The sequence below is a fragment of the Pseudarthrobacter sp. KH_020_B genome, assembly GCF_057840185.1.
The window spans coordinates 1,076,570-1,100,062 of sequence record NZ_CM174506.1 but is presented as its reverse complement, the minus strand read 5'-3'; the positions used below and the strand labels follow the sequence as shown (position 1 = coordinate 1,100,062).

Annotated in this window: 24 protein-coding genes and 2 pseudogenes; 13 read left to right on the top strand and 13 right to left on the bottom strand. The window is 67.2% G+C overall.

Features of this window, described 5'->3' with window-relative positions; all coding sequences use genetic code 11:
• Positions 1–336 precede the first annotated feature (336 nt).
• Positions 337–723: a hypothetical protein gene (locus AC3IT0_RS05260; RefSeq protein WP_489322723.1), complete on the bottom strand. Its 387-nt coding sequence runs from the start codon at positions 721–723 to the stop codon at positions 337–339.
• 117 nt (positions 724–840) lie between these two features.
• On the bottom strand, positions 841–984 hold the full coding sequence (locus AC3IT0_RS05255; RefSeq protein ID WP_156380336.1) for a hypothetical protein: 144 nt from the start codon (positions 982–984) through the stop codon (positions 841–843).
• A 605-nt stretch (positions 985–1,589) separates the two neighbouring features.
• On the opposite strand from AC3IT0_RS05255, the gene AC3IT0_RS05250 reads away from it, so the two are divergent.
• Genes AC3IT0_RS05250 through AC3IT0_RS05240 form a run of 3 tightly spaced genes read left to right on the top strand, consistent with a single transcriptional unit; the run spans position 1,590 to position 5,750 of the window.
• Positions 1,590–4,256, top strand: a complete 2,667-nt coding sequence (locus tag AC3IT0_RS05250; protein WP_489322722.1) for a PEP/pyruvate-binding domain-containing protein — start codon at positions 1,590–1,592, stop codon at positions 4,254–4,256.
• Positions 4,257–4,277: 21 nt separating this feature from the next.
• The gene (locus AC3IT0_RS05245; protein WP_489322721.1) at positions 4,278–4,874 is read left to right on the top strand and encodes a dihydrofolate reductase family protein; all 597 of its coding nucleotides are present in this window, start codon (positions 4,278–4,280) and stop codon (positions 4,872–4,874) included.
• A gap of 54 nt (positions 4,875–4,928) precedes the next feature.
• Positions 4,929–5,750 carry an alpha/beta fold hydrolase gene (locus tag AC3IT0_RS05240; protein ID WP_489322720.1) on the top strand — a complete coding sequence of 274 codons (822 nt, stop codon included), beginning with the start codon at positions 4,929–4,931 and terminating at the stop codon, positions 5,748–5,750.
• A gap of 24 nt (positions 5,751–5,774) precedes the next feature.
• Here the strand turns inward: AC3IT0_RS05240 and AC3IT0_RS05235 are convergent, their stop codons facing one another.
• Positions 5,775–6,791 (bottom strand): ABC transporter substrate-binding protein, encoded by a 1,017-nt coding sequence (locus AC3IT0_RS05235; RefSeq protein ID WP_489322719.1) that lies wholly within the window; start codon positions 6,789–6,791, stop codon positions 5,775–5,777.
• 146 nt (positions 6,792–6,937) lie between these two features.
• On the opposite strand from AC3IT0_RS05235, the gene AC3IT0_RS05230 reads away from it, so the two are divergent.
• The 7 genes and pseudogenes from AC3IT0_RS05230 (at position 6,938) to AC3IT0_RS05200 (ending at position 12,506) form a co-directional block, all read left to right on the top strand.
• On the top strand, positions 6,938–7,972 hold the full coding sequence (locus AC3IT0_RS05230; RefSeq protein WP_489322718.1) for a FecCD family ABC transporter permease: 1,035 nt from the start codon (positions 6,938–6,940) through the stop codon (positions 7,970–7,972).
• Entirely contained in the window at positions 7,969–9,063 is a 1,095-nt protein-coding gene (locus AC3IT0_RS05225; protein ID WP_489322717.1) for a FecCD family ABC transporter permease, read from the top strand. The genes AC3IT0_RS05230 and AC3IT0_RS05225 overlap by 4 nt, the downstream gene beginning before the upstream one ends.
• Positions 9,060–9,947 (top strand): ABC transporter ATP-binding protein, encoded by an 888-nt coding sequence (locus AC3IT0_RS05220; RefSeq protein ID WP_489322716.1) that lies wholly within the window; start codon positions 9,060–9,062, stop codon positions 9,945–9,947. The genes AC3IT0_RS05225 and AC3IT0_RS05220 overlap by 4 nt, the downstream gene beginning before the upstream one ends.
• Positions 9,944–10,963: a siderophore-interacting protein gene (locus tag AC3IT0_RS05215; RefSeq protein ID WP_489322715.1), complete on the top strand. Its 1,020-nt coding sequence runs from the start codon at positions 9,944–9,946 to the stop codon at positions 10,961–10,963. The genes AC3IT0_RS05220 and AC3IT0_RS05215 overlap by 4 nt, the downstream gene beginning before the upstream one ends.
• Positions 10,964–11,144: 181 nt before the next feature.
• Positions 11,145–11,624 (top strand): annotated as a pseudogene (locus AC3IT0_RS05210) (alpha/beta fold hydrolase); the annotation flags it as partial.
• Positions 11,599–11,967, top strand: coding sequence for an alpha/beta fold hydrolase (locus AC3IT0_RS05205; protein WP_489323723.1), 369 nt, complete (start codon positions 11,599–11,601; stop codon positions 11,965–11,967). The pseudogene AC3IT0_RS05210 and the gene AC3IT0_RS05205, both read left to right, overlap by 26 nt.
• Positions 11,968–11,999: 32 nt before the next feature.
• A complete protein-coding gene (locus AC3IT0_RS05200) occupies positions 12,000–12,506 on the top strand; it encodes a methyltransferase family protein (protein WP_489322714.1) in 507 nt (168 codons plus the stop codon).
• Between the two features lie 84 nt (positions 12,507–12,590).
• On the opposite strand, the gene AC3IT0_RS05195 is transcribed toward AC3IT0_RS05200, so the two are convergent.
• From AC3IT0_RS05195 to AC3IT0_RS05165, 7 genes are all read right to left on the bottom strand, one after another.
• The gene (locus tag AC3IT0_RS05195; RefSeq protein WP_489322713.1) at positions 12,591–13,466 is read right to left on the bottom strand and encodes a potassium channel family protein; all 876 of its coding nucleotides are present in this window, start codon (positions 13,464–13,466) and stop codon (positions 12,591–12,593) included.
• A gap of 69 nt (positions 13,467–13,535) precedes the next feature.
• Positions 13,536–15,155 (bottom strand): ABC transporter permease, encoded by a 1,620-nt coding sequence (locus AC3IT0_RS05190; protein ID WP_489322712.1) that lies wholly within the window; start codon positions 15,153–15,155, stop codon positions 13,536–13,538.
• Positions 15,155–16,063, bottom strand: coding sequence for an ABC transporter ATP-binding protein (locus tag AC3IT0_RS05185; protein ID WP_489322711.1), 909 nt, complete (start codon positions 16,061–16,063; stop codon positions 15,155–15,157). Before AC3IT0_RS05185 ends, AC3IT0_RS05190 begins: the two co-directional genes overlap by 1 nt.
• A gap of 300 nt (positions 16,064–16,363) precedes the next feature.
• Positions 16,364–17,035, bottom strand: a complete 672-nt coding sequence (locus tag AC3IT0_RS05180; protein ID WP_489322710.1) for a hypothetical protein — start codon at positions 17,033–17,035, stop codon at positions 16,364–16,366.
• Positions 17,036–17,495: 460 nt separating this feature from the next.
• Positions 17,496–18,707, bottom strand: coding sequence for a formaldehyde dehydrogenase, glutathione-independent (fdhA, locus tag AC3IT0_RS05175; protein WP_489322709.1), 1,212 nt, complete (start codon positions 18,705–18,707; stop codon positions 17,496–17,498).
• A gap of 199 nt (positions 18,708–18,906) precedes the next feature.
• Positions 18,907–19,182 carry a type II toxin-antitoxin system RelE family toxin gene (locus tag AC3IT0_RS05170; protein ID WP_489322708.1) on the bottom strand — a complete coding sequence of 92 codons (276 nt, stop codon included), beginning with the start codon at positions 19,180–19,182 and terminating at the stop codon, positions 18,907–18,909.
• Positions 19,166–19,432: a type II toxin-antitoxin system Phd/YefM family antitoxin gene (locus AC3IT0_RS05165; RefSeq protein WP_489322707.1), complete on the bottom strand. Its 267-nt coding sequence runs from the start codon at positions 19,430–19,432 to the stop codon at positions 19,166–19,168. The genes AC3IT0_RS05170 and AC3IT0_RS05165 overlap by 17 nt, the downstream gene beginning before the upstream one ends.
• A 274-nt stretch (positions 19,433–19,706) precedes the next feature.
• Between AC3IT0_RS05165 and AC3IT0_RS05160 the strand changes: the two are divergent.
• Positions 19,707–19,985, top strand: a pseudogene (locus AC3IT0_RS05160) (hypothetical protein); the annotation flags it as partial.
• A gap of 16 nt (positions 19,986–20,001) precedes the next feature.
• On the opposite strand, the gene AC3IT0_RS05155 reads toward AC3IT0_RS05160, so the two are convergent.
• The 3 genes from AC3IT0_RS05155 to AC3IT0_RS05145 form a co-directional block, all read right to left on the bottom strand.
• Complete coding sequence (locus AC3IT0_RS05155; RefSeq protein ID WP_489322706.1) at positions 20,002–20,949, bottom strand: 2-hydroxyacid dehydrogenase; 948 nt, start codon at positions 20,947–20,949, stop codon at positions 20,002–20,004.
• A 46-nt stretch (positions 20,950–20,995) separates the two neighbouring features.
• Entirely contained in the window at positions 20,996–21,331 is a 336-nt protein-coding gene (locus tag AC3IT0_RS05150) for a cupin domain-containing protein (RefSeq protein ID WP_111908677.1), read from the bottom strand.
• A 69-nt stretch (positions 21,332–21,400) separates the two neighbouring features.
• Complete coding sequence (locus tag AC3IT0_RS05145; RefSeq protein WP_489322705.1) at positions 21,401–22,057, bottom strand: TetR/AcrR family transcriptional regulator; 657 nt, start codon at positions 22,055–22,057, stop codon at positions 21,401–21,403.
• Between the two features lie 59 nt (positions 22,058–22,116).
• On the opposite strand from AC3IT0_RS05145, the gene AC3IT0_RS05140 reads away from it, so the two are divergent.
• Together AC3IT0_RS05140 and AC3IT0_RS05135 are read left to right on the top strand one after the other, a co-directional pair.
• Positions 22,117–22,824 carry a hypothetical protein gene (locus tag AC3IT0_RS05140; protein WP_489322704.1) on the top strand — a complete coding sequence of 236 codons (708 nt, stop codon included), beginning with the start codon at positions 22,117–22,119 and terminating at the stop codon, positions 22,822–22,824.
• Positions 22,821–23,459, top strand: a complete 639-nt coding sequence (locus AC3IT0_RS05135; protein WP_489322703.1) for a hypothetical protein — start codon at positions 22,821–22,823, stop codon at positions 23,457–23,459. Before AC3IT0_RS05140 ends, AC3IT0_RS05135 begins: the two co-directional genes overlap by 4 nt.
• Positions 23,460–23,493: the final 34 nt, after the last annotated feature.

Here is a 23,493-nt window from a genome sequence, read left to right as displayed (position 1 = left end):
CGAGTTTAGTAAGTGCACTTACGGATTCGGATCTAAACTTGATCATGGACACGATCCCGGCGGTTTTCCTCGTCATCGGGGCAGCATTCGCGTGGCTGGGCGTGACGGTGGTCGTTATCCTTCAGACTCGGCGCCGTAGGAGTGCATCGAGGCCGGTACATCCAGCGCATCCCACGGACCAGGCCCACCTCCGTAACGGCATCCGCTGGCGCCGCCTCCGCCGGATCGCGGACCAGACCTCTGGAACTCCGGCGAGAAGACGCAGCCTGAAAGTCAGGAAGGTCCGCTAAGAGCCTGGAAAACTCGCCTCCACCGCGGACGATCTTCGTTGAGAACTTAGCGCGGGAGCTCTTCGCCGGCTGAAAGTAGTCGGTCAGGAACCCCGGCCAGGACACTGGCGAGGATCACCCCGGTGGCCGGCAGGAGCGTTACCGGGCCGACGAACTCGCGAATGTCGATCCTGACGAGGAGCATCAGCAGGACCACAACGAGGACGTAGGCGATCGCTATCCCTAAGCCCACCAGCGTGATGATGCCTCCCCATGTCCGCCTCTTCTTCTTGGGAAACTGCTTCGCGTACTCCTCGGCCGTGCCAAATTCGGCTTCCGCGTGAGTCCCGGCGGCGGCCTCGTGTGCCCGCACCTCATCAAGTACATCGGCGATCTCAGGTTCCGTTAGCCCACGCACTCTGAGGTTGAAGGTCAGCTTTCGCACGTAGGTCATGGTTGTCCCTGTCGGTTTGTTCGGATTTCGGTGAGTGCCTGTCTCATGCGCGGAGGCGGCCTACGGTACCCGGCCCAAGCGCCGCCGTCGTACTTCTTGTGGTCGCCTTCCACGGCGTCAGGAAACCCGGCGGAACTCCCCCGGCCGGAGCTGGACATGGATGGGCAGCACCAGCTGGATGTGGGTGTCGCCGATGGGCTTGTCGAGCAGTTCGTTGATGGAGGTCTGCCCTTCCAACTCGCTGTGCTGGTTTTTGCCCATGTATCGAGCTTATGTGGACCACGGCGGGAGTGAATCCAAAGACACGGCTATGCGGTCGGAACGAACTTGTAGGCGAAGCGGGCGTCCAGGCCACCGCCCGGGCTCATGGTCAGGTCCACTCCCGCGGTGGGCAGCAGCACGGACGCGGTGAACACTTGCCCGTTACATGCGACCTTCGACGCTTCCGGCACCCCGTCGCTTTCACAATGGTGAGCTTGGCCCCGTAGACGCCGGCACAGGCGCCCGTGACCACATAGTCTCCGGGCGCCAGGACAAGGGAAAGCTTCCCGGCCGGCTCTGCCTCCGACGGCATCCCGGGATCCGATGCGGGCGCCCCGAGCAGACGCACTACTTCATCGGCGTTTTCCTCGAAGGACCGGGGCTGCGGCGTTAAGACTGGGAAGGTCGGTTGAGCCGTTTGCTCATCCGGGCCGCTGTACTCACACCCCGCAAGCGAAATGGCCAGAGCGGCCACAACGAACAGGCTGCATCCCCCATGAGCTGACATGCCCCCGAGTCTATGGCCTCTCGTCTGCGGCAGTGCCAGTATGTGGAGAACCAAGTTCGCTGCAGGAGCCCCAGCCGGGCAGTAAGGACGCGCCGTCATGACTTTCGTCAACAACTTGGGCGATGTGGGGCGAGGCGACATCGCCGTGGCCGGCGGCAAGGCCGTGGGACTGGGCGGCCTCATCCAGGCCGGGCTGCCGGTCCCCCCGGGGTTTGTGCTGAACACCGCAGCGTATTCGCATTTTGTGGAGGCCAATCACCTCGAGGCGGGCATCCAGGAACTCGCAACCCTGCCGCCGCAGGCCACGCCACAGGACTACGCGGACGCCTCGCAGCGGATCCGCGCCCTGTTCACCCGCGGCACCATGCCGGCCGCCATCGCAGCGGAACTCGGCGCTGCCTACGGGCTTCTCGGCGGCGGGGACACCGCCGTCGCGGTGCGTTCCTCCGCCACGGCCGAGGACCTCGCCTCGGCAAGCTTCGCCGGGCAACAGGAAACCTACCTGAACGTCCGCGGGGCCGAGGCGCTGTCCGCGGCGGTCATCGATTGCTGGGCCTCCCTGTGGACGGCGCGGGCCATGGCCTACCGGGCCCGCGAAGGCATCGGACCGGACAGGGTGCGCCTCGCCGTCGTGGTCCAGCGGATGGTCGAATCCGAGGCCGCCGGGGTGATGTTCACCGCCAATCCGGCCAACGGGCGTCGCGACCAGACCGTGATCAGCGCCGCGTGGGGCCTGGGCGAGTCCGTGGTCAGCGGCACGGTCACCACGGATGACCTCGTAGTCGACGCCGGGACGGGCTCTGTGCTGTCGCGACGGACAGCTGACAAAGCGGTCATAACTGTCTACGCGGAAAACGGCACCCGGGAGCAACCGGTGCCGGCGGACCGCCGTCGTCAGCCCGTATTGGATGACCATGCGGCAGCCGAACTGGCCGCCCACGGAACCCGGATCGCCGATCACTTCGGGGCACCGCAGGACATCGAGTGGGCGCGGACCGGTGACGCGTTCTTCATCCTGCAGTCCCGGCCCATCACCGCGCTGCCCGAACCGTCGGCCGACACCCCGGACACCTGGCCCGTGCCGTATCCGAAGGGGATGTACTTCCGGGCGAGCATCGTGGAACAGCTGCCCGACCCGCTTTCTCCGCTGTTCGCCGACCTCATTGACGGCTCGGTGGCCCGGTCGGTCAGAGCCTTGCTTGCCGAGGCCGTGGGCAAGAACGTCATCCGCGAGGGCGACGTGGGACTGCCCACCATCAACGGCTACGCCTATTACTACTACCGCACCTCGGGAATGATGCGGGTGATGGGCAAGGCGCTGACCGCGGTAGGCGCGCTGGCCCGCGGCAAAGCGCACATGGGGGTGGCCGGCTGGCGCGAATTTTCGCATCCCCGCTACGAACAGGTGATCAAAGACTGGTCTGCGAAGCCCGTCGCGGAGCGCACGGGTGTGGAACTGCTGGAGGGTGTGCAGGCGCTGCTGGACGCCGGCACCGTGTACTACACAGCCGTGCAGTCAGTCATTCCGCTCGCCGCGATGAGCGAAATCTCCTTCGGGGCCTACTACGATAAGGTCGTCCGGCGCGAAGGAGATCCGCCCGCCCTGACGTTCATCCTGGGCTACGACAGCGAACCCATCCGGGCGGAGAAATCGCTGTACGACCTCGCAGCGTGGGCCCGCAGCGTCCCCGGGCTGGCTTCTGCCATCCTGCATGAACCGACGACGGCGTTGGCCGAGTCCCAGCGCACGGGGTTCCCGCCTGCCGGGTTCGCTGAGCGGTTGTGGCAGCAGTGGCGTCCCCGATTCCAGGACCACGTGGGCCGGTTCGGCCATGCGGTGTACAACCTGGACTTCGCCAGCCCGGTGCCTGCCGACGATCCGTCAGCGCTGCTGGATGCGGTCAAGTTCTACCTGCGGGGGCAAGGTGCTGACCCGCACGAGCGGCAGCGGCTGTCGGCCGAGCGCCGGGAGATCGAAACCGGCCGGATCAGCGCCCGGCTCGGGCCGCGCCGCCGGGCCGCGTTCCTCCGTGTGCTCCGTTGGGCCCAGAACACCGCACCGATCCGCGAAGACGCGCTGGCCGACGTCGGCCTGGCGTGGCCGCTGCTGCGGCGGATGCTGCTCGAACTCGGACAGCGGCTGGTGGACTCCGCCGTCATCGCCGAGCCCGCCGACGTGTTCTGGCTGCGGCACCAGGAGCTGCACAGCGCCGTCGAGTTCGGCCTGGCCGCGCCGGGCGCATCGGCGGCAGTGGCCATTACCGGAGCCGCCGGGCCCGTCCGCGCCGCCGCCGTCGAGGAGCGCAAGATGCTGTGGCGGGGCCAGGTGAAGGCCGCTGCACCGCAGCTGCTCCCGGAGAGCCGGTGGATGGAGAAGGCCTTCGGGTCCATGATGCCCGCGGGCTCGCAGCACCAGCCCGGCGACATCATCAAGGGCACCGGCGCGAGCGCGGGCCGGGTCACCGCTCCGGCCCGCGTCCTGAGGGGGCCCCGGGATTTTGCCCTGATGGAACCCGGCGAGGTGCTGGTGGCCCGCGTCACCACTCCGGCCTGGACCTCGCTGTTCGCCATGGCCTCCGCCGTGGTGACCGATGTGGGCGGCCCGTTGAGCCACAGCTCCATCGTGGCCCGGGAGTACGGCATCCCGGCCGTGCTCGGCACCGGAGTGGCCACCCAGAGGCTCACCAGCGGTCAGCAGATCCGCGTGGATGGCGACGCCGGCACCGTCACCATCGAACAGACGGGCCCTACACAGGGGCCGTGACCGGGTGGCAGTATGGGGCGCATGAGCCAAGTCACGTGCGATCTGACCATCTCCCTCGACGGCTTCCTCGCAGGCCCGAACCAAAGCCGGACGGAACCTCTGGGCGAGGGCGGGGAGCTCCTGCACCGGTGGCAGTTCGAGGAACGCGAGGCCAATGCGGCAGCGATCGAAGGCATCCTCGCGGCCGGTGCCTTCATCATGGGGCGGAACATGTTCGCGGGACCCGGCCCCGGGGTGTGGGATGCAGACTGGCGGGGATGGTGGGGTGAGGAGCCGCCCTATCACGCACCGGTGTTTGTGCTCACGCATCATGCACGCGAGCCCCTGGAGATGCAGGGCGGCACCACGTTCAACTTCGTGACCGACGGGATCGAATCGGCGCTGGCCCAGGCGCGGGAGGCCGCCGGTAGCAAGGACGTGGCCATTGCCGGCGGAGCAAAGACCGCCCAGCAATACCTGTCGGCTGGCCTGATCGACGAGCTGCGGCTCCACACATCGCCAATGCTCCTGGGAGCCGGCGAACGGCTGCTCGACGGCGTCGCGAACCTCACGCTGGAGCCCACGGAAGTGAGCGGCACCGGCCTCGTCACCCACGTGCGCTACCGGGTGATCCGCTGACGGGCTGAGCGGCGTGGGGTAAACCGAGAGCGGCACGCGGCGTAGCCTGAATCTATGGACTCCGAAGTCCGGCATCTCAGGCTCAGCACAGGCGTCACGGTACCGTGCCTCGTCCACGGCGACGCCGACGCAAAACCGGTGCTGCTGCTGCACGCATGGGGCGAATCCCGCGGCAGCTTTGACCGCCTCATTCCCCTGCTGACCGGCTTCAGGGTCTACGCCCCGGACCTCCGCGGGCAAGGCGAGGCGGACAAACCGGAGGACGGCTACTCCCTGGCGGAACAGGCTGAGGACGCCGCAGCGATCCTGGACGCCCTCAACGTGCCGAGTGCCGCCGTCGTCGGCTCCTCCAGCGGCGGCTACGTTGCCCAGCAGCTGGCGGTTGCCCACCCCCAAAACGTCGCTGCACTGGTGCTGGTGGGCTGTCCCCTGAGCCTCCACGGGCGGGCACCCTTCGCCGACGAAGTGGACCAGCTGATCGACCCCCTCGACGAGGGCTGGGTCCGGGACTCCCTGTCCTGGTTTCCCCTGCTGCACGAGGTACCCGCCTGGTTCATCGAGGACCGCATCCGTGACGGTCTCAAAATGCCCGCCCGCGCCTGGAAAGCCATCCTGAACGGACTGTGCGAGGCCACACCACCCACGGAATCGGGAACCATCCACGCCCCCACACTGATCCTGTGGGGCGCCCAGGACGGCCTGCTGCCACGCGGCGACCAGGAAACCCTGGCCGCCCGGATCCCCGGCTCGGCGCTGACGGTCTACCCCGAGGTGGGACATATGGTGCTGTGGGAGTGCCCGGATCAGGTGGCAGAAGATACGACGGCGTTTCTCGCCTCCCTCGGGTCCACTACCGGCGGGACGGCAGCCCCCTGAAACAGACTCAGGCGTATCGAGCCGTCAGGCTTTCGGCAGGTGCGGGTCCACGCCGTACTTCTCGGCGAGCTTGGTGAGGACCGCGTTCGCGCCCTGCAGGCTTACCGAGCTGGCGAAGACCATGTCATCAGCGTTCAGGACCTCGCCCTTGAGCGTGCCCCACAGCGGGTTGGCCATGAACTTTTCCATCTGGGCGCGGGACTTCTCTCCCTCGCCGGAATTCTGGCCGAACGCGGACGTGATGATGAGGCCTGCCTCAGCGGCCGGGAGCTGCTCCTGCGAGAGCGGCACGAAGATCTTCTCCGTCGAGTCCGGCTGCCCGGCCGGACGCGGGATGCCGGCGTCAGTCATGATCTCGCCGAAGAAGGACGTGCTTGAGTAAAGGCGCGCTGTGTCTTCGCCCGCGAAGCGGACGTAGGAGTACGTCAGGCCCGGGTTCTTGGCGAGGATCGCCTCACCGACCTTCTTGGCGCGGTCCTTGTACGCCTGGATGATCTGCTCGGCCTTGTCCTTCTTGCCGAGCGCACCGCCCAGCATCACGATGTTCTGCTTCCACGTCGGGCCGGTGGAGACGGACATGATGGTGGGGGCGATCTTTGCAAGCTGAGGGTAGAGCGCCTCGTGGCGTACCTTCGCCGAGATGATGAGGTCCGGCTGCGCTTCGAGGATCTTGTCAAGGCTCGGCTCGGCGAGGGAGCCAAGATTCGCGGCGTTCTTGGTCTGGGCGCTCACGTCCCCGAGGTAGGACGGGAACGCGGCATCGCCCTTGCGGTAGATCACGTAACCCGCGACGTCGGCACCGAGCGCGAGGGCGGCATCGGTGTAGCTGGGGTCGAGCGTCACGATGCGCTTCGGCACGGACGTCAGCTCGGCCGTTCCAAGCGCGTGCTCGATGGTCTTGGGGAACTGGGCTTCAACAGTGCTCGTTGCAGACGGCGCAGCTGGTGCAGCGGCAGTCTGGCCCCCACATGCGGTGAGCGCAAGGAGGCTGGCGGTGGCCGCAGCGGCAACCGCTGAGCGGGTGAATCGGAGACGTTTCATGGATGTCCTTCAAGGCGGTAACAGGTGCGTGTGGGGGGCCAGTCCTGGCCGTATAAGGCAAGCCTTGCCTCACTGCCGTAGACTGTACCGGGCGTGTTTGAAATACGCATAATTTGTCTGCCGTAATTACGTATTTTGAGGATCTTGTGTCTGTAAACGTCTCTGCCTTGCGGGCCCCAGGGGCCGGCAAGGTGCCCGTGGCCGGGTTCGTCCTGGGCGTTCTTGTGGTCGTGGGCTCCCTAGCGCTGAGCCTTGCATTCGGGGGCCGCCCCACAAGTTTCGAAGAGCTTGTTCATGCCGTCTTCGTCCCCGACGGTTCGGTCACCGACATTGCCATCCGTGAGCTTCGGTGGCCGCGCACGCTCAATGCACTCGCCGTCGGAGCCTGCGTGGGCGTGGCCGGCTGCCTGGCGCAGGGCCAGACGCGCAACCCCATCGCGGACCCCGGCCTGCTCGGCATCTATCCGGGAGCCGCCCTCGCGATCGTCGCGGGATCGCTGCTCCCCGGCGCCGCCGGAACGGGCACCTACGCCCAGGCCGGACTTGCCTTCGCCGGCGCCGTCATTGCTTGCGCACTGGTTGTCACCGTCGGCTCGGCAAGCCGCCATGGTGCAACTCCGCTCACCCTCGTCCTCGCGGGGGCCGCGGTCTCGGCGCTTGCCGGAGGCGTTGTCTCGCTCATCGTCCTCAGCAGTGACGCGGCGCTGGACACTCTCCGCTTCTGGCAATTGGGATCGGTGGCGGCCCGCGGTGCCCTGCTGCCGCAGCTCGTGCCGCTCATCATCGTCGGCCTCGTACTCGCAGTGGCCAACATCGGCCCGCTGAACGCCCTCGCTCTCGGCGACGACACCGCCCGCTCGCTTGGCGTCTCGGTGGCCCGGGCACGCATCCTCGGTCTCGCGGCACTCGCCGTTCTCGCGGCGGCTTCCGTAACCCTCGCGGGCCCGCTCGCGTTCGCGGGCCTCCTCGTCCCGCACGCGGTCCGCGGCCTCGTCGGAGCAGACTACCGCTGGCAGATCCCCGGGAGCGCGCTGTTCGGGGCCTCGCTCCTTCTCCTCACCGATACCGCCGGGCGGGTCATCGCACGCCCGGGCGAGCTGCCGGTCGGCGTCGTCCTCGCCGTCGTCGGCGCGCCGTTCTTCATCTATCTCGCCCGCCGCCGCCGGCTGGTGACCCTGTGAGCGGGGCGCCCGGACTCCTCGCTCCGGGGTCCCGCGTGGTCCGCGTGCGGACGGCGTCCCTCGTGCTCCTGCCGCGCATCGCATGGCTCAGTCTCGCGGCGCTGGTGCTCCTGCTCGCAGCCGTTGCCGGTCATCTCATGTTGGCCGGAAGGCCCGTCCAGCTTTCACAGGTGCTCGCCGCCTTCATGGACGATCCCACGCTGCCGCGCGCCGTCAGACTGACCGTGCTTGAATTCCGGCTCCCCCGCACCATCGCGGGCGCCGTTGCCGGGGCATGCCTCGCCGTCGCGGGCGGCCTCACCCAGACGGTCGCGCGTAACCCGCTTGCGACGCCCGAAGTCCTGGGGGTGACCGCCGGGGCGTCGACCGGCGCGGTGGCGGTCCTCGTGATGGCCGGGGCAGGGCACGGCGGTGCCAGCGGCTTGGCCGCCGCCGTCGGCATGCCCGTCGCGGCTGCAGTGGGGGCCCTCGGCACCGGAACCGCGGTGTTCCTGCTCACCTACCGGCGCGCCCAGCAGGGCTTCGACAGCATGCGCCTCGTGCTCGTCGGCCTCGGTGCCGCCGGCCTCGCCACCAGTATCACCACATGGCTCCTCACCCTGGGGGACGTGACAAATGCCTCCCAGGCGCTCACCTGGATGATGGGCTCGCTCAACGGCAAGGACTGGGGAGCCGTCGTGCCTGCGCTCCTCGCCTCGGTGCCGCTCCTCGCAGTGGCCGGGGCATGCGGCCGGTGGCTCCTCCTCAGCGCGTTCGACGACGACACCGCCCGCAGCCTCGGCCTCCCGCTGGGGCGGAGCCGGCCATTGCTCCTGGTGCTCGCCGTTCTCCTCGCAGCCGTCGGAACCGTCCTCGCCGGGCCCGTTGCCTTCGTCGCGCTCCTGTGCCCGCTCGCGGCACGCTTCGCGGGGCGGACCGTAGTGCCCTCGCTCGGGCTCACCGCCCTGCTCGGAGCCGCCTTCGTGGTGCTGAGCGACCTGGTGGCCGGATTCTTCCTGCCGCACGCCCTTCCCGTCGGCGTCTTCACCACAGTGCTCGGCGCCCCCGTCCTTATCGCCCTTGTGTTCCGCAGCCAGAGGAGAATCCCATGACCACCGCGCCCGGACCCACAGCAGTGGACGACGAGGCCGCCCACCTCGCCGCGCACGGCCTCACCCTGGGGTTCGACGGGCGCACGGTCATACCAGGCCTCGACGTCGCGTTCGCCCGCGGCACCGTGACATCGATCATCGGGCCCAACGGCTGCGGAAAATCAACCCTCCTCCGCGGACTGGGACGGCTCCTGCGGCCGCAAGGGGGGCGCGTGGCGCTCGACGGCGGCGACGTCGCGGCTATGTCGTCGCGGGCCATAGCGCAGCGGATGAGCATCCTCCCCCAGACGCCGCACGCGCCGAGCGGACTCACCGTGGGCGAACTCGTTGCCCGGGGGCGCCACCCGCGGCAGCGCTGGTACCAACAGTTCTCCCGCAGTGATGAAGGTGCGATTGTGGACGCGCTCGCGGCGACGGACATCGCCGACCTCGCGGCGACCCCGCTGGAGGACCTCTCGGGCGGGCAGCGCCAGCGGGCGTGGATCTCGATGATCCTCGCCCAGGAGACAGAGCTCATGCTCCTCGATGAGCCAACCACCTACCTCGACCTCGCCCACCAGGTGGACGTCCTCGAGCTCGTGCGGGGGCTGAACCAGGACACGGGGCGCACGGTGGTCATGGTGCTGCACGACATCTCCCTCGCGGCGAGGTACTCGGACGTGATCATCGCGATGCGGGATGGCCGGATCGTTGCGGAGGGGCCGCCGTCGGATGTCGTCACACCGGAGCTCCTCTGGGATGTCTTCGGCCTTCGGGCCGATGTCATCCGTGAACCGTCGGAGGGCCGTCCGCATGTGGTGCCGCTCGGCGCGGGCCGCGTCAAGAGCGCTGCAGAGCCGGGCGCCGTAGCGCTAGGGGCCGGCATGGGAGGGGCCAGGCCATGACCGGCCCGGTCATCGCCGTGAGCCGCCTGGCCGCGCAGTCAGTCAAGCCGTTCCCGCTCTCGGTGACCGCGATCCGCGATCTGGGTCCCCGCCTGCGCCGCATCACGTTCGGGGGAACGAGCCTGCTCGGCTTCGCCACCGACAACGGCGCCACATGGGACCTGCGGATCAAGATTGTGATCCCCTCGCCCGGACGGTCCCTTCCGCGGGCAAAAGCATTGGAATGCCGCGACTCCGAGGACCCCGGCCGCTCGTGGCGGCAAGCGTGGCTGCGCCTGCCGGAAGCAGAGCGCGGCGAACTGCGCAGCTACACTGTGCGCGAGGCACACCTCGACGAGGCATACCCGGAGATCGACGTCGACTTCGTCCTGCATCCGAACGGCCCCCAGGGGCCCGCGGCCCGCTGGGCGCGGGGCATCCGGATCGGTGACCCCGCGCTCATCGTGGGCCCCAGCGCCTCGGCGGGCCAGTGCGCGGGGATCGAGTTCGCGCCGGGCCGGGCGCGGCACGTCCTCCTGGCCGGAGACGAGACTGCCCTGCCCGCGATCGCGGGAATCCTCCGCGACCTGCCCGCCGGGCTCTTGGCCGAGGCGATCATTGAGGTCCCCGACGCTGCCATGATCGAGGACCTCCCCACCGGGGCAGCAGCCAAGGTGACCTGGCTCGAGCGGCGCGGGAACCCGCACGGCGCGCTACTCGCCGATGCCGTGCGCCGGGCCGTCCCGGCCCCCTTGTGTGCGCCGGGCCCCGCCGTCGTCGACCGTGTGGTCGCCGCATCGGAGCCGCTGGACGTCGGTCCTGAGCGCGTGCTCGTGTGGGACACACCCCAGTACCGGGGGCTATTCGGCCAGGGGGCCGAGCGCGCAGAGCGCGGCGACGCGCCGTTCTATGCCTGGATCGCCGGTGAGTCGACACTCGTGACCAACCTGCGGCGCTACCTGGTCCGCGAGTGCGGAATCGACCGCGAGCAAGTCGCCTTCATGGGCTACTGGAAGCAAGGCACGGCGCAGCGCTGAGCGCTCAGGCGCACAGCGCCGAGGGGCACGACGGCGAGCGGCTGGCTATGGCCCCCTGGCAGCCGGCGTCCGCAAGGGGTGGGTGCCACCCGCGCAGACCGCGAACCAGCTTCCGTGGGAGCGCTTGAGACGCCTCGTCAAAGCCTCGTAGACCCCAAAGCCCCAAGCGTAACCTGATTCTATGGACTCCGAAGTCCTCGACCTCACACTCCGCACCGGCATCACGGTACCGTGCATCGTCCACGGCGACGCCGACGCAAAACCGGTGCTGTTGCTGCACGCATGGGGCGAATCCCGCGGCAGCTTTGACCGCCTCATTCCCCTGCTGACCCGCTTCAGGGTCTACGCCCCGGACCTCCGCGGACAAGGCGAGGCGGACAAACCGGAGGACGGCTACTTCTTGGCGGAACAGGCTGAGGACGCCGCAGCGATCCTGGACTCCCTCAACGTGCCGAGTGCCGCCGTCGTCGGCTCCTCAAGCGGCGGCTACGTTGCCCAGCAGCTGGCGGTTGCCCACCCGCAAAAGGTCGCTGCGCTGGTGCTGGTGGGCTGTCCCCTGAACCTTCACGGGCGGGCACCCTTCGCCGACGAAGTGGACCGCCTGACCGACCCCCTCGACGAGGACTGGGTCCGGGATTCGCTGGCCTGGTTTCCCCTGCTGCACGAGGTTCCCTTGTGGTACATCGAGGACCGCGTCCGCGACGGCCTCCGGATGCCCCGCCCGCGCCTGGAAAGCCATCCTGAACGGACTGTGCGAGGCCACACCACCCACGGAATCGGGAACCATCCACGCCCCCACGCTGATCCTGTGGGGCGCCCAGGACAGCCTGCTGCCACGCGGCGACCAGGAAACCCTGGCCGCCCGGATCCCCGGCTCGGCGCTGACGGTCTATCCCGAGGTGGGACATATGGTGCTGTGGGAGTGCCCGGATCTGGTGGCAGACGATACGACGGCGTTCTTCCGCTCCCTCTTTGACGCCCGCACGCCGTTGGACATACTGTGACGGCCTGCTCTGCAAGCTCGCCAGCCAGGCGGTTGACGGAGGTTTACGACAACCTCCCGCTGCCGCTGCCTGTCGTGGCCGCGCTGGCCCTGGATTTCCTCCTTGACCGGGTCCGCCCAATGCCGCTTCCCGGCTCCCGCTCTCTCCACCGGATGGCGGGGGCGGGACTGGTGCTCGCCGGCGTCGGCCTGAATCTTTGGGCCCTGGCTGAACGGCGACGCCGCTCGGCGGGCCCCTTCGGGCTGGAGCGGCCGGCGGAGCTGGTCATCACCGGCCCGTATGCAATCACCCGCCATCCCATGTATGTCGGCTGGTGGCTCATCCAACTGGGCGCGGGAACCTTGGCCGGTTCATCCTGGGTCCTCGCGACACTGCCGGCCGAATTGCTTGTGGAACATCGCTTTGTCCTCGGTGAAGAGGCCATGCTGGCCGAGCTCTTCCAACAGTCCTACGCTGACTACGCGGAAAGGGTTCCGCGCTACCTCGGGTTCCCGATGATGCACAATGCAGCAGATGCATTGCCCGCAAACTCGTGCTGACCTGAATGGGACAGGGGCTGTCCAGAGCGGGTTGTCATGTAGCGGCAAGAGAAGTCTTCAACGGGCATCGCGGGCGGTACTGCCTCAGTTCCGGCGGTGTCGGTGATGTCTTTCGTAGCTTTGGAACACTTCTGAGGAGGTTTGGCCGGTGTGTCCGAATTTTCCGCGGAGGACCTCGGCTAGGTCATCCAAGGCCGCGTGCATCATCCGTCCGGCGAATTGCAGGTCGATGTTCGTGCTTGCCTGCGCTTCTGAGGCCACTTGGTGCGCATAGGCGACAGTGGCCGGCAGTGATCCTCTCTGCTGTGCTTCGTGGAAGTAGTACGTTTCGTTGAACGCCAGCAGGTCCATGCTGACCGTGGCTACACTTCTGGCGAAAGATTCGAGCAAGGCAGCGGCATGTCCGGGTTCCAACGTCGACATGCCCTGCGGCCCGGCGGCCTGCCTGAACAGGTTCAGCCCGTGGGCAAGGGCACGGTGCCGGCTGAGGGCGGGGTACGTCTGCAGAATCCAGGAGACCGTGGCCGTAAGCAACCCGAAGCCCGTGACGGCCTGCGCAGCGACGACGAACCGAAGTAATGGCGCCGCCGGAACTATCTCACCGTAACCGACCGTGGAGAGGCTGACCATCGAGATATACACGGCCTCGGCAAGGTCCCCTCCGTGGGGGACGCCCTCTGCGTAGACGAACCCGTCCGGTAAATGCGGTAAATACACCAGGGCCCATCCCATGATGGACAAGGACGCCCAGGCACCGATCACTGCCGCCATGGCGGCGGGTGCAGCGACAGTGGAGGCCCGGCCGGCGAATCGTCGGGACAGGAGCCACAGTGCACGCATGATCATCCTGCACACGGGTCCCGTGCCGTGAGGATAGAGGAGCGTGTGAAAGACATCTGCGGCCATCAGCAGAATCAGTCCCGCACCAATGACCGTCACCACAACGTCCGCAAAGTCCATGCTTCACCTTAGGACGGAATCAAGGTGCGCCATGAAGGCATGCAGCCGGTGCCGCCTCTGCGGTCGGCATCACGCGGTGAGGTCACGGCGCCGGAGCAGGTAGGCAGCGATCCCCGCCCCGGCGAGGGCGATGATGGTCAGGGTCAGGGCAGGTGCGTGGTTGAACGCTTCGACGGGCATCGCCGCGGAGTGACGGAAAGGGCTCGCGTACTGCAGCCAGGCAGGCAGGCGCAGAAGTTCACCGAACTGGCCCAGGACCAGGCCGGCGGCCAGCATGCCCCATCCCAGTGGAATACTGACTCTGGGTGCCGCCGCGAAGAGGACCGCGGTTGCCGCGACGAAGACGACGGCGGCCGGGACGTGCGCCAAAGCGGCGCCGACCAGCTGGCGTGGCGGATCGTTTTCCGCGCCGGCCAGTGCAAGACCGATGGTGGCTGCGGTCCCGGCGACGACTGCCACGACGACTGTCGAGGAGGCGGCGAGGACCAGGTTCGCGCCAAGCCACCGGGCCTTGATTCTGGGTGCGGCAAGGAGAAGTTCGGCCCGGCCGTCGGCTTCTTCTGCACGGAGCCGCAGCACCGACTGGATGCCGGCGGCTGCGGCGAGGACACCGGCGATGCCCAGCAAGGCGGCGGTGAAGACATCGATCATCCCTGCCCGGGCGCCCGGGACGAGCCGGTTGATCAGCTGCCGCAGGGAGTCATTGCCGCCAATCACGTCACTGACCGCGGGCCCGATGCCCCCAGCGATGCCGCCCAGGAGGGCTGCGGCGAAGGACCAGCCGATCAGGGTGGGCAGCTGCTGGCGCCAGGCAAGGCCAAGGAACGAAGCGCCCCCGGCCCCGGCGCGTTCCGGGCCCGCGCGTTCGGGCAGCAGGCTGGCGCCCAGATCCCTTCGGCTCCTGAGCACCATGACCGCACCGGCCAGGACGGTGGCCGCCACGGTCAGCACCAGCAGTGGTGCGGGATCAGCGGCAGTGAAGGGCCGGGAGCGTTGGCCCCATCCGATGGGCGAAAGAAGCGATACCCATCCGCTGGTGACATGGGTCAGATCGGCGCCCGGGGTGCCGAACGCGTCGCCGATGCCGCGAAGGAAATAGGCTACACCGACCAGGCCGGCGGCTGCTCCGTTGGCGGCCCGTCCTGAGGGCATGATCTGCGCCATGACCGCGGCGGTGGCCACGAAGAACGCCCCGACCGCGCCGACGGAGGCCCCAGCCGTGAGGGCCCCGGGTCCTGGCAGCCCGGCGGCGGCGAAACCGGCGGCCGCGCACAGGGCCAGCACGAGGTTCGCTGCCCCGCCCAGGATCAGGGTTGCCGTCAACGACGCCGCGCGCCGGACCGGTACGGACCCGACCAGCTCTGCCCATCCGAGCTCTTCATCGGCGCGGGTATGCCGGATGACCAGGAACGTGCTCATTAATCCCGCGAGCACGGCGGTGAAGGCATAGCCCTGGAAGAACACCAAAGCTCCGATACTGGTGCCGTCGGGCAGTCCGCGGATGAACCGGAACGCCGGGCTCGCCGTGGACATTCCCATGATCGCCGCCCGCTCGGCCTCGTCTGCGAATTCCGTGGCAACCGCCCCGGCGATGGCAAACCCCAGAAAAGCGATGCCCAGAATCCATGCTGGCAGCACCATCCGGTCCCTGCGCGCCTGAACCAACAGCAGAGCCATGACTCCGGACATCAGCGCACCTGCCCCTTGGAATCGCTGTAGTGGCTCAGGAACAGGGACTCCAACGACGGCGGCGAGACGATCAGTCCGCTGATCCCGGACGCGGCGACCGCTTCCAAAACCGGGGCAAAGTCCGCTAGGTCTACATCAAACTCGACCACGTCCCCGTCGGTCAGAACCCCCTGTACCCCGGGCAGGGCTGCAAACAGGGCAGCATCAGCGCCCTCGAGCCTGAAATGGGTGAGTTTCAGATGCCGCAGCTCAGCCAGTGTCCCCGATTCCACGGCCCGGCCGGAGCGGATAATCGTCACCCGGCTGCAGAGCTGCTCGACTTCGCTGAGGATATGGCTGGAGAGCAGAACAGTGGCGCCGTCCACGCTGACGCGCCGGACCTGCTGGCGGAACACCGAATCCATCACCGGGTCCAGGCCGGCGCTGGGCTCATCGAGCAGATAGAGGCGGGCCGGGCGAGCGAACGCCGCGATCAGTGCCACCTTCTGCCGGTTTCCCTTGGAATACGTCCGGGCCTTGCGCCTCGGGTCGAATTCGAACTCGTCGATCAGTTCCCGGCGCAGCCGCTCATCGGATCCGCCGCGCAGTCCGGTGAGCAGGTCAATGACTTCCCCGCCGGAGAGGTTCGGCCAAAGGCTCACGTCCCCGGGAACGTAGGCGACGTCCCGGTGGATCCGGACCGGGTCCCGCCAGGGATCCAGCCCGAAGACACGCACGGTTCCCGATGTCGGACGGATCAGCCCGAGCAGCACCCTGAGGGTTGTTGATTTGCCAGCGCCGTTAGGACCAAGAAACCCGTGGACCTCGCCCGGACCAACGCGCAGATCAAGGTTGTCCAGTGCCCGGGTCCTGCCGAAAGTCTTCACGAGCAGGGTGGCGTCAATGACCGGTTCAGTTGCTGATGTCATGGTGGGTTCCGTTCCCTCGGTCCAGCGATAACGACCGAGGCGGCTGCCTTGGCGTTCCGCGGGTACAGCTTCCCGCGGGCCGACCAGGCTTCCCGGCTCTCCGATCCACAGCCTATGTCCGGCCAACCCGCCAGGGAAGAGCTACCGGCGAAGGCCCGACGCGGCTGTGCGTTGAACCGTTGGATGAACTCGTCCGCTTGGGCCTGGTTCCGGGCCATTTTGGCCCGCTGGTGGATGGGCTTCTCCAAGAAATTCGAGAACGTCCGCGCGAGGGTCAAGGCCAGCGCACGTCAGTGCTAGTCAGGTCGACTTCACGGCACGCTGGGTGTCAGGGACGGATGTTGTCGGATGCTTCCACATGCTGTACGCAATGGGCAGCATGGCCACGAGAGCGGCGACACCGTGGAGGTAGAACTGGACGGCGGACAGCGGGACAACGCGCGACAGGGCCATGACGAGCAGCGCCACGACGACGACCCAGGTAAGCCAAGGGCTCAGCAGTCCGCTACGCGAGACACTGATGGCAAAGCCGACCATCCCGACAGCAAATATGACCGCCGCGGCGATCAGCAGCGGGATGAACCATCGGAGCAGGGCAACTTGAGCCGCCCCGACGTCTCCGCCCGCTTCACTCGCGGCGAGCGGTGCGAATTCCATTCCTGGCAGCATCGCGTACAACGTGCTGCCGATGACGACGAAGGGCAGCGCGGCGGCGCTCCAGCGGTCTTCGCCCAGCTCGTGCAGGTGACTTCTGATCGCGAGGAATGCCACGGCCAAGACTGCTGAAGCGACTCCCGACGCCAAGTGCACAACCCCCCAGCGCGTCGGGTCGGCGGTGACCTCCGCAACCAACGCATCGATGTTCGGCGGTAGGCCGGGCAGGTACGGGTGGTAACTGAGAGCGGCGAGCAGGATCACTGGCGCGATCGCCACGACGCCTGCGCGAAGCGAATGCTGGGCCTGGATAGACATGAGGAGCCTCCTGCAGCAGGTGCCACGCCGGGCTCCCTCCCACCGGAGTCGCGGTGCTGGAAACTCAGTATATGCCCGTGAGTCATGGGGGCGATGAGGGCACCACTCGCCGGTTCCTTGAGAATGCACCACATCGCCGATTCCGGATTTCGACGGCCATCCGGTGATGGCTGGCCTCACCCGGAGTGGCCAATATAGTAATTGACCTTATGATTTTAGGTATACATTGCTCGACGTGAGCCAGGCAGCGGCCGCAAACGATCACACGGAGGCGCCCGTGGCCTCTGCAGCCGGCAGCGGCCAGGTTTCCGAGGAACGGCGCCGGAGCATCATGACCAGCATCACCGCCGTCTGGGCCGACCTCGATGCCGCCGTAGAAGCCTGCCCCCTGAGGCGAGCGGCGCTCCCAAGCCGGGCTGCCGCCGTCGTGGTTCCCGACGGCGGCAGCCCGGGCCGGGGCTTAGCTGAGGTATCCGTTCGGGTTGAGGACGTACTTCGTGGCTGCACCGGCGTCGAACTCGGCGTAGCCCTTGGGCGCATCCTCCAGGCTGATCGCCTTCGCGTTCACGTTCTTGGCGATGCTCACCTTGTCATGCAGGATGGCCATCATCAGTTGCCGGTTGTACTTCATCACCGGGCATTGTCCGGTGGTGAAGCTGAGCGACTTGGCCCAGCCGGTACCCAGGCTCAGGCTCAGCGCACCCTTCTTGGCAGCCTCGTCCACGCCGCCCGGATCGCCGGTGACGTACAGCCCGGGAATGCCCAGCGCACCGCCGGCCGCGGTGATTTCCATCAGCGAGTTCAGCACCGTGGCGGGCGCCTCCTTGGCGTCGTGGCCGTGGCCGCGCGCTTCGAAGCCCACCGCGTCCACGCCGCAGTCCACTTCCGGGACGCCCAGGATCTGCTCGATCTGCTCCGCCGGGCCTCCCTTGCTCAGGTCAATGGTTTCGCACCCGAAACTGCGCGCCTGCTTCAACCTGTCCTCGTTCAAGTCCCCCACAATCACGACGGCGGCACCCAGCAAGTGCGCGCTGGTAGCCGCGGCGAGGCCAACAGGCCCGGCGCCGGCAATATACACGGTAGAGCCGACGCCCACCCCGGCCGTCACGGCGCCGTGGTAGCCCGTGGGGAAAATGTCCGAGAGCATGGTCAGGTCCATGATCTTTTCCAGGGCCTGGTCCTTGTCCGGGAACTTCAGCAGGTTCCAGTCCGCGTACGGGACCAGCACGTAGTTGGCCTGGCCACCCACCCAGCCACCCATGTCCACGTAACCGTAGGCGCTCCCCGGGCGGTCCGGATTGACGTTCAGGCAGATCCCGGTCTTGCGTTCCTTGCAGTTCCGGCAGCGGCCGCAGGCGATGTTGAAGGGCACCGAACAGATGTCCCCCACTTTGATGAACTCGACGCCGGGACCCACCTCCACCACTTCGCCGGTAATCTCGTGCCCCAGCACCAGGTTTGATGGGGCGGTGGTGCGCCCGCGGACCATGTGCTGGTCCGAACCACAGATGTTGGTGGCCACGGTTTTCAGGATGACCCCGTGGGGTACCGTGCGTCCCACGTTCGCCGGGTTGACGCCCGGTCCGTCCTTGAGTTCGAAGCTTGGATAGTCGATGTCGATCAGTTCGACCTTGCCCGGTTCCTTGAAGGCAACGGCTTTGTTCCCGGTCATCAGTGCTCCTCTTGTCAGCACGGCACGCCTTCGTGGCGCCGCCGTGAACTGTGAAGTGTTGCGATGGATCCCCCAGGTGCAGGGCCTGCCCGTTGCTTGAGCAGCTGGATGTTTTCCTGGAGTTGGAGGTCCGGCCAGTCTAGGCACGCCGGTCCGAAGGAGTCCATAGCCCGAAACCCCTATCTGCTCCCTGCCGGGGCTATTTGCCATAGATATCGCGTCGATGTCCCATCGAGAGCACCAAAACGATCCGTTCCTGATCTCTGACTTGATAGATGATTCTGTAATCACGGACCCTGACGCGCAACTGCCCCGGCCTGCCCACCAAAGACTTGGCGGCGGCGGGCCGGGGATTCTCAGCAAGCAGGTTAAGGGCGTTGAGCAGGAACGTCTGCACGGGGCGGTCAAATTTTTGCAGCTGCAAGCGGGCTTCGCCGGATAACAGGACTTTATGGCGGCTATCCGCCAAGTTCAATGCCCAGTTCCGCCGCCACATCCTTCAGCGAGTACGTCGGTTCTCCGGCGTCTGTTGCGGCCAGGGCGCGGTCAGCCGCGGCCATGTCCTCCGCATCCTCCAACGCTTGCAGGGCCCGCTCCGCCAATTCCGGATCCATGACCACTGCCACGACCCGGCCATGGCTCAGGACGCGGACAGGTTCCCGGCGCGCAGAATCCAAGGTTTCAGCCCATCGCTGCCTCGCCACTGTTGCACTGACATCAGTCATGGCTAAATTGTACAATTTAGCCATGCGGCAGTCCGCGGTTCCGGAGGCAACCTGAGCAGCTTGACCCGGCCGGTACCCTCAACCAGTGACTTCGACGCACCCGCCACAGCTCGCCGATCCCGTGATCAGTTCCCTTGTGGGTGCTACCTCAATGAACCGGGGGCGGACCTACTCACGCAAGGGCGCCGTCTCAAGCGTCGAGTGGAATCCCAAGGATCTGGTGCTGAAAGGCAAAGTCCAGGGCAACCGCAACACCCCCTATCGGACCAAAACCTCGTTCAAAAACGGCGTCAACGGTTTGCGTCTGGAGTGGGGCGAGCTGGACCCCTGGTGGAACCCCGCGTCAGAGGCGCAGGCCGTGGACCGCACCCACCGGATCGGCCAGAACCGGAACGTCATGGTCTACCGGCTGGTGGCCAACGACAGCATTGAGCAGAAAGTCATGGCGCTTAAGGAAAGGAAGGCCAAGCTGTTCACCGCCGTTCTGGACGACGACGCGATGTTCGCCTCAGCACTGACTGCGGACGACGTGAGGGGCCTGTTCGACGGCTGAAGCCCGCTGACGACGGCTACCGCCCGGCTACCTCCCCCAGCACCACGTTCACCGGTTCCTGCCCGGCCTGCAGCAACCCGATCTGCGTCCGGATCAGCCGCGCCATCCGCGGCAGCATGGCCGTGCTCGCCCCGCCCACGTGCGGGGTAATCAGGACTCCCGGCACGGTCCACAGGGGATGGTCGCGCGGCAGCGGCTCCGGGTCCGTCACGTCCAAGGCAGCCCGGAGCCTGCCGGACGACGTCTCGCGCAGCAGGGCGTCGGTATCAGCCACCGGCCCGCGCGCCACGTTCACCAGCAGCGCGCCGTCGGGCATCGCTGCCAGGAACCGGGCGTCAACCAGGTGCGTGGTTTGCTCGCTCAGGGGAACACTGACCGCCACAATGTCGTGCAGCGGCAGCTGCTCGTACAGGGCATCAATCCCGTGGATCCTGCCGCGTTCATCGTCGCGGCCGCGGCTGGCCAGCCGCGTCACCTCGGTCTCGAACGGCAGCAGCCTGGCCTCGATCGCCTGCCCCACTCCCCCGTATCCCACCAGGAGCACGCGCCGGTCGGCAAGGCTGGGGCGCTGGGAGTTGTCCCAGGTCCCCGTCGCCGCGTTCCGAACAAAGTCCGGGATCCCACGCTGGCTGGCAATCATCATGCCCACCGCAAGTTCCGCCGTCGACGTCTCATGCACTCCGGCCGCGTTTGCAAAACGGCACCCCGCGGGAAGAACTGCCTCGACGCCGTCGTACCCGATCGATTGGCTCTGCACCAGCCCCACGTCCACGGAGTCCAGCGCCGTCAGCGCCTCCGGCCCGCCCATGTAGGGCGGCACCACAATGTCGAACTGCTCTGCCGGCGCCGGGCCGGTCAGGTTCCACAGGAAGAGTTCGACGCCGGCGGACGGCTCAAGTGCGTCCATCAGGTTCTGGCTGGGCAGACTCACCCGTAGTTTCGGTGATGCGGGCAAAGCGGGCATGGGTGCTCCTTCTTTCGACTCACCTGACAGTTAACCAGCCCCGGCGCTAGCGGTCGGTCTTGACCACCGTGAACAGCACCGCCGAGTCTTCTTCCGCTTCAAGGCTGTGCAGCCCGTCCGGGACGATCAGGAGGTCCCCTGCTTTGCCCTGCCACGACTCCCCGCCAGCCCTCAGCCAGACCGATCCCTTCAGCACGTAGACGGTTGCCTCGCCGGGGTTCTGGTGCTCGCTGAGCTGCGTGCCGGCACGGAAGGCCATGACGGTCTGGCGCAGTTTCTTCTCATGCCCGCCGAACGCCGTGTCGGCCGCCCGCCCGCTGGGTGCCGCAACTGCGGCCGCGATCTGCTGACGGGCCAGGGCATCGATCGATATCTTCTGCATGAGGCAACCGTACCCATGATTTTCTGGCTTGCCGAGGGCCGGAGCCTGCCATGGCGCGGCCTTTCAGCCTCAACTGCCTTCGGCAACCGAGTGGGTAAGGAGCATCCCGGGAAGGACGTCACAGAGCCACGCCATGATCTGATCATGGCTCCACCCGCGCTCGGCGGCGAGCAGGTTGTAGGTGCTGTCGCCGTAAACCGTCATGAACGCGTCGGTCAGCTCATCGAATGACCGGTCATCACGGAGAGGCGCCTTGGCCGCCAGTATCTCCAGGACCTGACCGAACCCGTCCCTGCGAAGGTTCTCGTGGTACTGGTGCGTCCGGCGCACCTCATCGTCAGTGAGGGCCGCCGCGCGGAGTACCTCGGCGATAGCCGCGGCGCGCGCAAAAACCTCGCCGGCGCCACGGATGAAGATCCGCAGGGCCTCCACCGCGCCGGGCTCGGCCATCATTTCCTCCCACCAAGGCTGGGCCTGCGGCGGGCGGGGATCCTCATCACCCAGGACCGCGGCGTCAATGACGGCACTGATCAGTTCCGGCTTTGTATGGAACACGAAGTACACGGTCTGTGAGGCCACCCCCGCACGGGCAGCGATGCCCGCCATGGTGGCTCCATGGAACCCGCGGGCAATAAATTCCTGGTGCGCCGCCTGAATGATCTTGAGCCTCGTGGTGTCCGCCTTCTTCCTGCGGATGCTCTTGACGGGCTGTGTCTCCGGGTCCATATTTGGAGTATCTCACTAGAGCATTACTACAGTGAAATCCATAGCCTAAGGAATGTGTCATGGAAACGCAGAACCAGCACTCTTTCCTCACCATCCGTACCGCTGGCATGCTCTGCTTTTGGGCCGCGGTTCTCGGTGTAGCCTCGGGGGTCCTTTTAGCCTTCGTTCAGCCCGCGGTACCCGAGAATCAATGGAGCTACCCGCTGAACGTCACGGCCTTCACCGCCATTCAGGTGTGGTTCGCCCTGCAGCATGTGGGCCTCCTGCTCGGCCTGCTTGCCCTGTGGTGGACAGGAGCGCTGGGTCAAAGCACTCCTGCACGCATCGGACATCTCGTTGCCGCCGCCGCCATGTTCGGGTTCGCAGTGACGGAACTCGCGGCCATTGCGGCCGCCCCCGACACCAAGGACTCGGCTCTCGTAGGTTTGCTTGGCGCAGCATATGGCGTCTTCAGCCTTCTGCTCGGTGCCGCCCTGGTGGTGGAAGGCATCACCGTCCTGAAGGCCAAAGTCTGGCAGGGCTGGCAGCGCTGGATTCCGCTCGCACTGGGCGTGTGGGTCTTTGTGCCCATGCTCCCGGCCCTGGCACTGTCATTCGTTGGCGCCAGGTTTGCGATAGCCGGCTGGATGCTTCTCTTCGCGGCCCTGGGCTGGGCGCTGCTAAGGCACGCCGAGGGCACCATGCGGAGAAACCCCGAGGCCGGAACGCCGGACCGGGGCGAGCACCCCTTGCCCAAGCCGGCTCCTGAGCCAGGACGAACACCGTGAACACCTACTCCTTCGGCGCTCGAAGTGCCACGTTCATAGCGATCGGCACAACCTGCGGGATAGCCTGGGCCGCGGGTTTCCGCGCCTACATGGTGGAGCTCGCGGGGCCGGCATCCACCTTTGGATGGTGGGGGACCTTCGGCGCGCTCCTCCTGCCGGGAGCCGTTGCGGGCGGACTGCTGGGCTGGGCCGAAGCTATCCGGCGCACCGGCGGCCGGCCGGGATGGCGCTGGCTCGCCCTTGCACCACTCGCGTTTGCCATCGCCCCGCTGCTGATGCCCGGCGCGATCGCCGCCCTCCTCACCCAAGGACTCGGCGGAGGTGCGATCGCCACCGCCCTGATGGCGCTCGGCGGCGGTTACGCCCTCTCGCGTCGCGGCCCGCTCTGGGGCAGGCTGCTCTGCGGCCTGGTCAGCGCAGCACTCGTCGTAGCACTCGCGCTGGCCGGACCCGGAATCGCGGGCCCTGGGCTCGCCCTCACCGAACCGCGCGGCGCCTGGGTTGCCGTATTGGCCACGTCGTTCGTTGTTGTGCTTGCCCTCGCCTCGTCGATCCCGCACCGGCCCATCGTCACAGTCGCGGACCGGGCCCCTTCAGAGCGGACCGGCCAACCCGAATCCGGCGCGGTCCGGTAGTCCGTCCGGTAACGGGGGAACTCAAACACGCCGC